Source organism: Fontibacillus panacisegetis (assembly GCF_900102215.1).
GTDB lineage: Bacteria > Bacillota > Bacilli > Paenibacillales > Paenibacillaceae > Fontibacillus > Fontibacillus panacisegetis.
The window spans coordinates 51,283-64,073 of record NZ_FNBG01000022.1; the positions used below are offsets into that span (position 1 = coordinate 51,283).

The 12,791-nt window shown below is 46.7% G+C and carries 14 protein-coding genes; 3 read left to right on the plus strand and 11 right to left on the minus strand.

The window, feature by feature from the left end; all coding sequences use genetic code 11:
* Positions 1-19: 19 nt before the first annotated feature.
* Positions 20-1,633: an alpha/beta hydrolase family protein gene (locus BLS49_RS17170; RefSeq protein ID WP_091233373.1), complete on the plus strand. Its 1,614-nt coding sequence runs from the start codon at positions 20-22 to the stop codon at positions 1,631-1,633.
* An 82-nt stretch (positions 1,634-1,715) separates the two neighbouring features.
* Here the strand turns inward: BLS49_RS17170 and BLS49_RS17175 are convergent, their stop codons facing one another.
* Positions 1,716-2,462 carry an IclR family transcriptional regulator gene (locus tag BLS49_RS17175; protein WP_091233376.1) on the minus strand — a complete coding sequence of 249 codons (747 nt, stop codon included), beginning with the start codon at positions 2,460-2,462 and terminating at the stop codon, positions 1,716-1,718.
* Positions 2,463-2,802: 340 nt separating this feature from the next.
* Between BLS49_RS17175 and BLS49_RS17180 the strand changes: the two genes are divergently transcribed.
* Positions 2,803-3,828 (plus strand): alpha/beta hydrolase, encoded by a 1,026-nt coding sequence (locus tag BLS49_RS17180; RefSeq protein WP_091233379.1) that lies wholly within the window; start codon positions 2,803-2,805, stop codon positions 3,826-3,828.
* A gap of 65 nt (positions 3,829-3,893) precedes the next feature.
* Positions 3,894-5,207, plus strand: coding sequence for a Fe-Mn family superoxide dismutase (locus tag BLS49_RS17185; protein ID WP_091233382.1), 1,314 nt, complete (start codon positions 3,894-3,896; stop codon positions 5,205-5,207).
* 78 nt (positions 5,208-5,285) lie between these two features.
* Here BLS49_RS17185 and BLS49_RS17190 read toward each other — a convergent pair whose 3' ends face one another.
* From BLS49_RS17190 to BLS49_RS17235, 10 genes are read right to left on the minus strand one after another with little or no spacing between them, the layout of a single operon-like run.
* Positions 5,286-6,452 (minus strand): M20 family metallopeptidase, encoded by a 1,167-nt coding sequence (locus BLS49_RS17190; protein WP_091233384.1) that lies wholly within the window; start codon positions 6,450-6,452, stop codon positions 5,286-5,288.
* A 13-nt stretch (positions 6,453-6,465) separates the two neighbouring features.
* Positions 6,466-7,074, minus strand: coding sequence for a DUF1989 domain-containing protein (locus tag BLS49_RS17195; protein WP_245742520.1), 609 nt, complete (start codon positions 7,072-7,074; stop codon positions 6,466-6,468).
* Between the two features lie 45 nt (positions 7,075-7,119).
* Entirely contained in the window at positions 7,120-7,803 is a 684-nt protein-coding gene (locus BLS49_RS17200; RefSeq protein WP_091233387.1) for a cyclase family protein, read from the minus strand.
* A gap of 15 nt (positions 7,804-7,818) precedes the next feature.
* Entirely contained in the window at positions 7,819-9,627 is a 1,809-nt protein-coding gene (locus BLS49_RS17205) for an adenine deaminase (RefSeq protein ID WP_091233390.1), read from the minus strand.
* Positions 9,628-9,650: 23 nt separating this feature from the next.
* Positions 9,651-9,920, minus strand: a complete 270-nt coding sequence (locus BLS49_RS17210; protein WP_091233393.1) for a EutN/CcmL family microcompartment protein — start codon at positions 9,918-9,920, stop codon at positions 9,651-9,653.
* A 13-nt stretch (positions 9,921-9,933) separates the two neighbouring features.
* Positions 9,934-10,689: a hypothetical protein gene (locus BLS49_RS17215; protein ID WP_091233396.1), complete on the minus strand. Its 756-nt coding sequence runs from the start codon at positions 10,687-10,689 to the stop codon at positions 9,934-9,936.
* Positions 10,690-10,701: 12 nt separating this feature from the next.
* Positions 10,702-10,989, minus strand: a complete 288-nt coding sequence (locus BLS49_RS17220; protein ID WP_091233399.1) for a BMC domain-containing protein — start codon at positions 10,987-10,989, stop codon at positions 10,702-10,704.
* Positions 10,990-11,014: 25 nt separating this feature from the next.
* Positions 11,015-11,467 carry a BMC domain-containing protein gene (locus BLS49_RS25540; protein WP_091233405.1) on the minus strand — a complete coding sequence of 151 codons (453 nt, stop codon included), beginning with the start codon at positions 11,465-11,467 and terminating at the stop codon, positions 11,015-11,017.
* 21 nt (positions 11,468-11,488) lie between these two features.
* Positions 11,489-12,502 carry a hypothetical protein gene (locus tag BLS49_RS17230; protein WP_091233407.1) on the minus strand — a complete coding sequence of 338 codons (1,014 nt, stop codon included), beginning with the start codon at positions 12,500-12,502 and terminating at the stop codon, positions 11,489-11,491.
* A 17-nt stretch (positions 12,503-12,519) separates the two neighbouring features.
* A complete protein-coding gene (locus BLS49_RS17235) occupies positions 12,520-12,783 on the minus strand; it encodes a BMC domain-containing protein (protein ID WP_091233411.1) in 264 nt (87 codons plus the stop codon).
* Positions 12,784-12,791 lie beyond the last annotated feature (8 nt).

A 12,791-nucleotide genomic window follows, 5' to 3' on the forward strand; every position in this document is an offset into this window, starting at 1 on the left:
TTTCAGGGAGGCTTATACCATGACTAAAAAAAGAAAAATGACCTTACTATCAGCTTCAGCTGCCGTTCTTTCCCTTAATCTGCTGCTATCCTCTACTCCTGCAATGGCGTTATCTCAGAGTCAGAGCGGAACCTCATTAGCACCGATTAGAGAAACCGCCAAATCCATAGGTGCAGAGATCAAATGGAATCCATCGACTCGTACCATCACGATCACAAAAGATAACCATGTCCTTATTTTGAAGATTGGTGACAAGAACGCTACTCTGGACGGCAAAAGTGTAACATTAGATCAGCCCGTTCGTCTCGTGTCCGGCAATGCACTTGTAAGTGCGGAATTCATCAAAAAAACCTTCGGCGAAGCTCAAGCCTCAAGCGATCCTGCTGACCTGTTCCTAGCAGAGCTGCAATCCGGCAACGGAGACAAAGCGGCCAGGTACATCAGTGAGTCTTTAGCTCAATCCATACCAGCGCCAGTGCTTGGTCAGGTCTGGAACAATTATTCAACTCTTTTTGGCAAAAATCAGAAGCAGACAGGAAAAACAGAATACACGACTGCGGTCCACAGAAATGTAAAATATACTTTTACGGCTGATACTCTGCCTTTTGAAGTAACGCTGCGCCTTAACCTTGACGGAAAAATCGATGATCTTTTCATCACAACAGCCTCTGTCTCGACATACCAAAAACCTGATTATGATCATGCAGCTGCATATACCGAAAAAGAAGTCACTGTAGGAGAAGGTAAATATGCGCTTCCCGGAACGCTGACTTTACCTAAGGGAGATGGCCCATTTCCTGCTGTAGTGCTTATCCATGGGTCTGGTACCCATGATCGCGACTCTTCAATTGGCGGAGGCAAGCTATTCCGCGATTTAGCTGTAGGTCTCGCTTCTCAAGGCATAGCAGTATTGCGTTATGACAAGATCACTTATGAACATACATTTAAAGTATCGGCAGAACCTAAATTTACACTCAAAAGAGAAAGCGTAGATGATGCCCTTCTTGCAGTTCAGCTGTTGCAGGGCAATGATGCTATTGATCCAGCACGTATCTTCGTTGCCGGTCATAGCCAAGGCGGTTTCGTAATGCCACTAATTGTAGATAACGATAAGGACCACTCTATCGCGGGTACTATATTGCTGTCTGCTCCAAGCTCCAAGTTCACTACAGTTCTGATTGAACAGCAAGAAGAATTAGTTAATCGGGTTAAGAAGTTAGGCTTGGATTCAACTCCGTACGAGCAGCAGGCTGCTCAATGGACTACGCTCGCTAGTATTGTAGATGATCCAAAATATACGGTAGACAACCTCCCTAGCCAATTCCCGCTTCAACCAGCATACTGGTGGTTCGAGCAGAAAAATTATGTTCCAGCCGATCTGGCCAAAAAGCAGACCTTGCCAGTTCTTATCCTGCAAGGTGAAAACGACTGGCAAGTTACTATGGAACAATATAAAGGCTGGCAAAAAGCGCTGGCTGACCACAAGAACGTCGAATTCAAATCATACCCTAAGGTAAATCATACCTTGGCAGCTTACGATGGAGTTTCCATCGGATCGGAATACTACCAGCCTTATAATGTCTCAAAAGAAGTCATTGATGATATCGCCAATTGGATCAAAAAGGCAAACTAACAATAAAGGCGTTCTCCAGTATTGTCATGCTGGAGAACGCCTTTTCATATGATGAAATAATTATTGCATCTCACATTTCAAATTATGAATTAATCATCATCCCCATATCCTTAGCAGCATCAATCAGGATCGGGCCAAATTCCTGCAAAGTAAGCGGTGATAAACGACTGACAGGACCTGATACGGACAGAGCAGCCGCGATTTTGCCGGATCTGCCGAAGATTGGTGCAGATACTGCTGCCGCTCCCGGTTCTCTCTCTTCATAGCTGGTAGCATATCCAATCCTGCGAATCTCCTGCAATTGAGCCACATAAGCAGTTTTGTCTATAGCAGTTGGCCAGTCAGGACCTTCCAGCAGGCTCTGGATCACAGAGTCATCAGCATAAGCAACAAGCACCTTGCTGGATGCCCCGACATATAGCGGAAGTCTGGCACCGATAGGCGCGACACGGCGAATCGCCTGATTGCTCTGTACCGCCTGAATCCTCAATCGATCCGTCCCATTTCTTAAATATAGGCTAACCGTCTCGCCAAGACGATCACGCAGACGCTCCATCTGAGGCAGGAGCAATGTTGCCGGATCATCATTTTGTGATAAATGTGCTGACAACTCCCATATTTTTAAGCCCAGTCGATATTTCTCCGTAGCCTGATCCCGGGTTACAAACCCCTTCTCTTCCAACGTGGTCAGAAGACGATGCACGGTACTCTTATGCAGCCCAATCTCCCCTGCGATTTCTGTCAGTGCAAGATCACTGCCTCTAGTAAAACACATCAATATATCTAGCGCCCTCTCTACAGCGCGTACCGTTAACTTCCGGTCCTCCATCGCGGATTCACCTCTCTTAGAGTTTCACTACATGAAACACTGTTACATAAATTATATGAAAAAGGTGTATTCCCGTCAATCCAACCAAGCCAATGGAGCCTATCTCCATTGACATTATGATGGGGTAGCCGTACGATATTTTTATACATTCGCTTTTTTTCGACATAATTTGGTATTTTTTTCATCTACAGTCAATTCGTTAAAAAGTCGGTTGTTTTGTGTACGTGAGTACCGGAAGGCCCGGCTGAATTCAAGATTCGATGTCGAGTTTACTTCTACGCTTTACTTCGTGATCAAAAGCTGACTTTTTAACAACATCTAATAGTTAGGAGGAAAGAACATGAGCCATGGCAGTCAAACCGACCTCCCCCTGACACCCAGCTTGAGCGAACCCGAGACCAGCGGATTCGGAGTCAGACGCATCAGCTTTAAGCACGTGATCGTGGCTCTCCTGCTATCGATCCTGTTCTTTCTATTATTTTGTTTCGTCTCGCTGCATGGCTATATCGCATGGGTGTTGTCAAATCCAAAGGTAGCTCCTCTTTATTCCAATCCGAAGCTATCCAAAAATTTATCATATGAGGATGTTTCCTTTCCAGCAGCCGATGGAAGTCGAATGATGCAAGGATGGTATATTCCCGTGGAAGGCTCTAGTAAAACCATCGTCTTCAGCCATGGATATGGAGCAAATCGCGAGGAAACATGGATTCCGATGTACGATCTAGCCCATTTTGCTCATAAATTGGACTTTAATGTGCTTATGTTTGACTACGGATTCGCCGTCCAGGATAGTAATAAGGAAGTTGCTACTGGCGGTAAAAAGGAAGCCCAACAATTGCTGGGTGCTATCTCATTAGCCAAACAGCGAGGTGGTCAACAGATTATCGTATGGGGCTTTTCCATGGGCGCAGGCACCGCACTACAAGCGGCTCTAACTAGTGAAGATATCGACGGAATGATTCTGGACAGCACCTTCCTGCTTGAGCCTGACACGATGTATCATAACATTCATCAGCATATAGATTTACCACGGCATCCTTCGCTCGAAATTATTAGTCTGCTGCTTCCGGCACTTAACGGCACCAGTCTGCGACAAATTCCGTATCCTCAGGTCAAATCCAAGGACTATCCATTCCCGACACTCTTTATACACGGGACGGAGGATGAGAAAGCACCTTACCCTATCGCAGAAAAGCTGGCGGCTAACCAGAGTAATCCTGCTTCTGATGTATGGATTGTCGAAGGCTCACATCATGAATTAATTTTCCGCGAGCACCCGAAAGAATATTTGCGTAAAATATCTACTTTCCTTAGCCGCGTAGGACAGTCCAATCCAGGCAGTACTTCAGGGTCCGATTCGAAATAGCATAGGACAACCATTCCTCAGAATAAATTCTTTATATAGACAATAATTAGAGGAGGCTATCCCCGATGCTATTTGTTTACGGGCCTTATTTGCCTGTGCGCATTTTAGAAGAGATTCGTTTTTGGAAAGGACAAGAGAAAGAGCATACTGATGTTATTCAAGCTATTGTCCCGGGACTGGAGCCAAATTACGTAAAGCTTCTAAATGAATGGAAAAAAGTATTTGCCGAAACAGAAGAGGCGGCTAATCGTCTTCTTCAATATGGTCTTTCCTCAAAACAAGCCGTAACCAATCCAAAATTCATTGCAGAAACTGAACGAGTTTTACAGGCTTCAGCTAAACAGTCCAGAGAATTCGTCAAGCAGCTCTACTATATCCTTGATCAGAGCGCCGCTGTCAAATCCCTGCCGATTGCAAAAACCGTCCTGCTTCACATTATCCGCGAATCAGAATATTTCCTCGGAGTGCTCGAGACGCTTGAACGTCCAGGAGCCATCGCGGATTGTGCTGCTGGAAAACATCACATGATAGATCCATATCAGCCCGATGAATTCGTTCCCATCCCTATCGGTAGACAACCCTCTGATTACGATACCCCGTTCGACAAAGCTTCGCCTGAGGAAATCTCCGAGATCCAGGCAGAACTAGATCAAGACCATCGCAAAGAAAAACAGCCCGCTTTAGCCGCACCAAAGGACATGGCACCAAACGATGCTGCCCCATCTGCTACCGATCCAAGAGTACCTAACCAGCCTGTACCGATCGGGGGACACACTCTGCCTCCACTTCCCTATCCGTATAACGCCCTCGAACCCTATATTGATGAAAAAACGATGCGCATCCACCACGACAAGCATCATAAATCTTATGTAGACGGTCTTAATACAGCTGAGAAAAAGCTTCAGGAAGCCCGAAAGTCTGGCAATTTTGATCTTGTGAAGCATTGGGAGCGAGAGCTGGCATTTAATGGTGCAGGCCACTATCTGCATACGATCTTCTGGGATATTATGAGTCCAAATGGTGGTGGAAAGCCTGATGGTGAGCTGCTGGAGCAAATTAAACGTGACTTTGGCAGCTACGATGCCTTCCACAAGCAATTTTCTAATGCAGCAGAAAAAGTGGAAGGCGGCGGCTGGGCGATTCTTGTATGGAGCCCTCGAAGCCAGCGGCTTGAAATTCTCACTGCAGAGAAGCATCAGAACCTGTCCCAATGGGATATCGTCCCTCTTTTACCGCTGGATGTGTGGGAACACGCCTACTATTTGAAGCATCAGAACAACCGCAAGGACTACATCTCGGATTGGTGGAATGTCGTTTATTGGCCTGCTGTCGCAGAGCGTTACAACCAAGCCAAAAAATTAAAATGGCATCCGTATTAAAACTGGCTGTGTGTTACAAAAAAAAGCTCGTCTTGCGCTCATTGATCATCTTCACAATGCGTGCAGGGCGAGTCTTTCTTATTTAGTCGTACCTAAAAATCCGATAATCAGATCACGATAAAAATCAATGGATCGGACATATTCATCAATGTCTACCCATTCATCGGGCTGATGAGCCAGCTTAGGATCTCCTGGTCCATATATAAGGATTGGTAGATCACCGTTTTTATTCAGGACTGAACCATCAGTGTAGTAAGATACACCTTGAACAAGGCGATTCTCCGATTCTACCAAATCTAATGCCGCAGCGATCAGATTGTGCGAATCATCGGTACGAATAGCTTGCCGATCCAGAATCGGTGTTACGGTATAGTTAAGCTTGGGAACCTGCTCCCTCAAGACTTCAAGCTCATACTCAATCTTTTGCAAAAGCTCACTATGGCGTATAGGTGGAACGGTTCGAATATCAACTTCGATCTCACAATGATCAGGTGTAATATTCGTTTGAACTCCCCCATGAATTCGAGTAATTGCCATACTGCTGCTGCCCAGAATAGGATCATTAGCCTTCCATTTATCCTCCATCGCCTTGAGACATGCGACAACCTCCATCATGTGCTCTATCGCATTAACCCCGAGCTCGGGCATAGAGCCGTGTGAGCTTTGACCCTTCACGACGATGCGAAGCCATAATGCTCCTTTGTGACCAACAACTACTTTGCCAGCTGTCGGTTCAGCGATAATAACTCCGTCTACATTTTGAAGACCTACGCGACAGGCGTAGTCAGCCGCTCCGCAGCTATCTACCTCTTCTCCCGCCGTTGCTAAAAAGATCAGGTCTCCATCCAGCTGAGTCCCCTCACGTTGAATGGATTCGAATGCAAGCAGCATTGCTGCCAGCCCGCTCTTCATATCCGATGCCCCGCGTCCATAGAGCCGATTGTTTTCAATAGTGCCTCCGTGAGGTGAATACTTCCCTGCTGACTCTGACCAAGGGGCAACTGTATCGAGGTGTCCGCAAAGGATCAGCTTTCGTGTGCTGTCACCGCTTTTCCCTTTAATAACAGCCTCCAAATTACTACGGAAACCCTCTTCGTCCAAAACATCAATCCGATTATCTATACCGAGCCGATCTAATCTCGACTTAATCAGCAAGGACAGCTGATGCTCATGACCGGGAGGATTGCATGTATTGGTGCGTATCATCTCTTGAAGCAGTTGAACAGCATCATCACGATTGTTCATAGCATTCATCTCCCTATGGTTTAACAACCTGAAGCTTCAGAGGGGTCACTTTAAATCCATTGACAGGAGCCATGTCCTGCGAGCAGGCTGATACAGCTACGACTACATCAAATAGCGCCTCAAGCTTCACATAATCACCCGGCTTGGATAACGGTTCATGAATTTCGTAATCTCCGTTAGCGTCCAGCGCATTGTTCATGAACCAGTTAATTGGATCTGGCAGAACATCATATTGGACGTTAAAAGGCTTAAGCGCCATAACTAAATTATCATGACAGTTCGGATGATCCTCCATCCCAAAGTCGACCTTGTAGCGATAGTAGTCACAAGCCGGGAAGAAGAAATCATGCTTACCAACCGTATCCTCCACCACCCGCATAAGCGGCCGCCGTTGATTGCTGTAAAGACCGTCTCCGATTTTCAGGCGGATGCTGCTAAGTGACGATCTCATATGAACGGGTGAGACATGCTCCCCGGGATTTTCGCGATTAAAGCATACAAAGTCGCCTACCTGTTTGCCTTCAACATCAATAATGTATAAAAAATGTCCCTTAGGTACGAGCACGGCTCTGCCTTCATAACCCGGAATGAAAATCTCTTCTATCATGCTGCCTTTTGTCACTGCTGATCCTTCCTTTCCTGCGATAACTTGATCTTGATCCTTCGTCTAACCAATCATTACCGCCACAGCTCTCACTGGAGATCCGGTCCCCTTACGAATTTTGAGCGGCAATCCGAAATAAAGAAAACGTTGACCTGCAACCTGATCAAGATTGCACAAGTTTTCGGTATTTGTTAATGCATAGTTCCGGCATATCAAATGTCCCGAAAAATTCATGTCATCCGGTTTATCGATAGACGGTGTATCAATGCCTATATTCACTACACCCTGCTTCGCCAACCATTCAGCCGCTCCGTAATCAAGTCCTGTATGACGAGTAAGCCATTCTTCCGTCCCATAGGAACGATTGTAATGCCCTGTATACAACAGCACGATATCACCGCGCTCAATATGAAGAGAAGCTTTCGTTATCTGTGACTGCAAAATATCAGCTGTAATATAACTATCCGGCGCCACATGGGACACATCGATACAAATCGCGGGTCCATAAAAATATTCAAGCGGCATCTCGTCGATGGTCGCCCCATTTTTGTCATACTCATAAATAGCATCACTATGCGTCGGTCCATGCTCGTTGATCAGTAAATTGTTCGTTGCAAACTCAAAACCCAGCTTAGCCTTTGCCTCTTCGTGGGACATGTTCGGAAAAATCATCGTTTTCTGATGGGGCGGAAATACGGGCATACCTTGGTATATCTCTTGAGATAAATCTATTAAAGTAATTCCCATCGTTGTCCCCTCCCTCTATAGAATCGTCGGAAGCACCTTGAAGTTCTCTGCATCAATCAAGCCATAGTCTGTTATTTTCCACTTAGGGCTCGTAACGAGGGACAGGAACGACAAATGCATAAACGGAACATGTAAAGTACAACCAAGCTCCTCCTCGGCAAGACGGTGCAGCTTGGCAATGTGATCGCTCATTTCTTTGCCTGTCAGTTCGTCCGTCATCAGGCCACCGATACGCAGTGGCAAATCTCCAACGACCTTGCCTTCCTTGATCATGCAAATCCCGCCATTCATCGCGATTACGCGATTTACAGCAGTCACCATATCCTCATAGTTAGTACCTGTAACGATAATATTGTGAGTATCATGAGCAACACTTTCAGCAATAGCGCCTTCCTTCAGCTTCATACCACGAATAAAGGTTTTGCCGATTTTTCCGCTTCGACCATGTCTCTCAACAACCAGCAGCGGTAAAATATCTGACACAGGATCAGGTTCTATCACACCATTCGTTACAGTTACAGTAACTTCAGAGCCCCCTGTCAGATTCTGATCAGGAACAACTTCCATGACACAAACCTTAGCCTGAGCACCAGTTGTCTTAATTCGAAGATCATCTATAGAAACAGGAGTACGTTTTACAGAATGTTTTACACTGTCCGGATACGTATAGGATGGAATATCGAGCACAAGCTCTCCTTTTTCAGCGGCTTTGATACCCCCAAGATACACCTGATCTATTGTCATCGCCTCGAGATTGGAGATTACCGCGATGTCAGCCCGTTTACCCGGAGCCAGCATACCGACATCCGTAAACCCGAAGTGGGTTGCAGGATTGATCGTAACCATTTGAATTGCTTCAACCGGATCGATTCCAGCAGCAATCGTACGACGAACAATATCATTCATATGCCCAAGCTTAAGCAAGTCTTCCGGCACCATATCATCAGAAACTAGAATAGCTCTGCGGGAATCAACACCTTCCTCAGTAATGGCACGTATGCATTCAGACATATTGCGCTGAGAGGAGCCTTCGCGTATAAAGACACTAACTCCATAACGCAGCTTCTCCAGTGTTTCTTCTTTGGTTGTCGTCTCATGGCAGGACACATGAGTTCCTCCGCCGATAATATGAGCTGCCAAGTCCTTGCCAAACAATCCAGGTGCATTCCCCTCAACCGTCTTGCCTATGCTTTTGGCATATACAACAGATGCGATCAAGTCATCGATCAATGGAGAGGCATGACGATATACGGGCATGACATTACTGAAGCCTTGAATTTCTCCAATACCTTGTACGTATGGATCATTCAACAGCTTTTCCATATCCTTTGAATTGATTTCCGCTCCTGCCGTCTCAAGTCCCGGAACATCTGGAGTTAAGCATGGCACAGTGTAGAGTACTCGGTTCGGAAGTGTCTTCGCTTCATCAATCATTGCCTGCATGCCTGGTACGCCAAGCACGTTGCCGATCTCATGCGGATCAGCGACAAGTGTCGTCGTACCTGTCGGGATAGACAGCTTCGAGAATTCGGTCACGGTCAGCATCGCGCTCTCAAAGTGCATATGGGAGTCGATAAATCCGGGAGACACGAACTTTCCTTGTACATTTACAGTGGTCGTATGGGGTCCGATCAGGTCAGCCGCATCACCTACCATCAGAATACGTTCCCCTTTGATTGCTATGTCACCAACATATATTTCTCGCGTAATGACATTAATAATGTATCCGCCTTGCAGGACAGTGTCAGCATATTGCCGTTCATCCAGCAAAGTATCGATCAGACGACGATATTCCATCGCTTCTTTTATTCGTTTGGTGTCCATCTCTCGTCCGTCTCCTTTACGTCCTAGATAGAGCTGTCCATTCCGTCAATAATGCCGACTATCGCTGCATCGACGGGCGCTCTTTCTTCCATAACTGCTCGGGCAGCCATGCTGCCCATTACATAAATAACTTGCTCTCCAACTCCGGCTCCAACGGTATCGACAGCAATGATGGGTTCTCCTGTCAACGTTCCGTCAAGGCGGATCGGCTGTGTAATCAGCAGCTTTGTTCCGACTAACCGTTCATCCTTCCTTGTTGCAGTCACTCGACCGATTACTTTACCCATTTGCATCGATATCGTCTCCCTATCCGGGCATATGACCGGATTCATGAATAATCATTCCATACTGTGAAGCTAGATCTTTGGCCAAAGGGGTAATAACGAGTTTCCCTTGTGCATTAAGGGTTCGTTCCCCTTGCTTATAAGCGAGAGTTACATCCTCAGCCGTGATCAGTGTTTTACGACGCGTTGTTTCAGCACTTAAGCTTGAAATCTGATCCATTCTAAGCATGTTTACACCAAGGCTTTTTATATCCCTTAACATTTCTTGAAGCCGTTGCTGCATCGCCTGAGGCTGAGTCAATTCTCGAGCTCTCCACTCCGGTAGTTGACTATCGATCCCAGCAGTTAGGGCAGCGACCTTTTTCCCGGAGCATAGACCTTGAATAACAGCCCTAGAAAATGGTTCTGCATCATCAAGCTTCGACAGTTTGGACAATATTGAAAAATTCAATACCGGGAGAAAGATGACCTCACAGCCCTTTTCGATTTGAAAAGAATCTGTAAAATCACCCACCGGAATAATAGAATCCACTCCTGTTTTTTCTGCAATCCCCTTCGGTCCTAGACGTCTCATGATCGACTCACTAGCCCATATCGTCATCCTAAAATGGCTGCTTCGCAGCTTGTTTACGGCTGCGAAGCCTTCCTCCATACCAATCCAATGATCATCAAGCAGAACCAACAGGCGCGGATATAATGCAGTTAATTCCTGCTCTCTGCCACGGAAGAGCATCTCCCTTACAGCTCGTTCCGCCGTTGTACTAGCTGGCGTCAGCATGCTGCTGTCCTATTATGCTTGATTGAAGCTTTTGGACAGAATCGCTTTTTCTACTTCGCTGTGAGGTCTAGGGATGACATGAACAGACACAAGCTCACCGACACGGCTTGCAGCGCTAGCACCTGCATCCGTAGCTGCTTTAACCGCGCCTACATCGCCGCGTACCATGACAGTAACAAGACCAAAGCCTACCTTTTCGTAACCGCAAATTTCCACATTCGCTGCTTTAACCATGGCATCTGCCGCTTCAACTGCTCCTACAAGACCTTTCGTTTCAACCAATCCGAGCGCTTCTCCCATTGCTGATTCCTCCAATTAATAGTTTTTATTTTGTGTCCTTTGCGACCTGATCGGCTTCTCCAGTAGATTTTGCTGTATCTGCTACACTGGAGGATTGCCGCTTTGCAGCCCGTTCTGGTGTTGTCTGAACTTGTGATGATTCCGCTGATACATTCTGCGCTTCGCCTGCCGCCGGTTTCATAACTGAACTCCAGCTTGTTACCAGCTTGCCAAGCACCTCCTGATGGGCTCGCGGAATGACATGCGAGGACACCAGCTTCCCTACTCTTTCAGCTTCATTGCTGCCTGCTTCAACCGCTGATTTTACTGCAGCGACGTCTCCACCTAAATGAATCGTCACACCGAGCATGCCGGCAACTCCGATCACCTTCTCTACTGCTTCAAGGCTTACATTTGCTGCCTTCAGCGCAGCATCAGCGGCAGATACAGCAGTTGTATAGCCTATCGTTTCAATCAGCCCTATCGCTTGCTGCTCCATGTTCTTCTCATCCTCTCCTCATCATTTCATGTAAGGCTCAGATATGCTGAGCATAACCGATGACGCTTCTCTTATTTCGTCCGGTTCACCTGTAACGATCAGATAGCGATTCTCGATGCGATAACGCAGCCTGGAGCTTAATCCATGTTTAAAGCAGCGATCCAGCAAAGCAATACTACGCAGTCGGCTTAATCCTTCAACTACAGCCAACGCCTCGCTGGGAGCTATACCTAGCAACTTGGTTACACGTGGGGATGGCTGAAGGGATTCGTGAAAGGTAATCGCTCTTTCGGCTAGCTGCTTGCAGCGATTCTGCCACTGCTTCAACACCGACATCATGATGGGCGCATCCTGCTCACTTCCACTCAAACGAACGAAAAATTCACTCCCGCTATCCTTGGACCACTTTACTTCGTTCTCCAGCGAAGTAGTGGATACCAGCTTGTCATAAATCAGCAGCTGACTTGGCAAGCATTGTTCTGCAGTCACGATCCCCATTACTGGATGTACTGTACCGTAAATGCCAAATTCTGAAGCCAGCTTCGGATGAAGATTTGGATAGAACCAGAAGCTCATGCCATCCTCACATTGACCGATCATGCCTGAGCAGTTCATGAGTTCTCTATCACACTTCGCCTGCTCCTGATTCTGACTTTGATCCTGTTTCGATATATTTACCTTCGCGATATCCGTCTTTCCTTGATGAAGGGATAGCCGCAATAAAGGCGAAAGCGCCTGTTCGATAAAATTTTCCGACATGCTAATCGCCGAAGCCATTCCTGAAGCAGGTTGTGATGAGGAATTTACCGAGGAAATCACCGCTTCCTTTACAGGCACATGCCCCTCGGCAGCAAGTCGTTTATTCCGTTTCTCCTTCTGATAATTAGGCCGAGAGAGGCCTGCGATACCAGCAGGAGAAGAGCTCGATTGCAAAGGGAGATTACCTCCCGCCAAGTCGGCTGTAACAGCGGTTGAACGAACTGGTGTACGTCTTCCCAGCGCTTCCTCTACGATGGATTTCATAAAATCCGACATGGTCACTCATCTTCCCTTCATAAAATCTTGGCAAGCTCCGGATGCGGTCTTGGAATGACATTCGCACTAATTAATTGTCCTCCGGTCCGCTCTGGAGATGTCTTGCCCGCTTCGATCGCCGAAGAAACAGCAGCGACATCACCTTCAATAATTACTGTAACGAGACCTGACCCCACTCTTTTCATATCAACCATTTTCACCGCTGCCGCTTTGCACATCGTATCGAGTGCATCCAGTGCAGCGACAAGGCCACGTGTCTCAATCATTCCTATCGCTTGCATGACGCTCT

Coding starts and splice junctions, on each gene's coding strand:
- BLS49_RS17220 (WP_091233399.1), bottom strand. CDS start 10,989: ATGGGAGAAGCGCTCGGATTGGTTGAAACGAAAGGTCTTGTAGGAGCA.
- BLS49_RS17200 (WP_091233387.1), bottom strand. CDS start 7,803: ATGGGAATTACTTTAATAGATTTATCTCAAGAGATATACCAAGGTATG.
- BLS49_RS25540 (WP_091233405.1), bottom strand. CDS start 11,467: ATGGAGCAGCAAGCGATAGGGCTGATTGAAACGATAGGCTATACAACT.
- BLS49_RS17230 (WP_091233407.1), bottom strand. CDS start 12,502: ATGTCGGATTTTATGAAATCCATCGTAGAGGAAGCGCTGGGAAGACGT.
- BLS49_RS17215 (WP_091233396.1), bottom strand. CDS start 10,689: ATGCTGACGCCAGCTAGTACAACGGCGGAACGAGCTGTAAGGGAGATG.
- BLS49_RS17210 (WP_091233393.1), bottom strand. CDS start 9,920: ATGCAAATGGGTAAAGTAATCGGTCGAGTGACTGCAACAAGGAAGGAT.
- BLS49_RS17190 (WP_091233384.1), bottom strand. CDS start 6,452: ATGAACAATCGTGATGATGCTGTTCAACTGCTTCAAGAGATGATACGC.
- BLS49_RS17185 (WP_091233382.1), top strand. CDS start 3,894: ATGCTATTTGTTTACGGGCCTTATTTGCCTGTGCGCATTTTAGAAGAG.
- BLS49_RS17180 (WP_091233379.1), top strand. CDS start 2,803: ATGAGCCATGGCAGTCAAACCGACCTCCCCCTGACACCCAGCTTGAGC.
- BLS49_RS17175 (WP_091233376.1), bottom strand. CDS start 2,462: ATGGAGGACCGGAAGTTAACGGTACGCGCTGTAGAGAGGGCGCTAGAT.
- BLS49_RS17205 (WP_091233390.1), bottom strand. CDS start 9,627: ATGGACACCAAACGAATAAAAGAAGCGATGGAATATCGTCGTCTGATC.
- BLS49_RS17170 (WP_091233373.1), top strand. CDS start 20: ATGACTAAAAAAAGAAAAATGACCTTACTATCAGCTTCAGCTGCCGTT.
- BLS49_RS17235 (WP_091233411.1), bottom strand. CDS start 12,783: ATGCAAGCGATAGGAATGATTGAGACACGTGGCCTTGTCGCTGCACTG.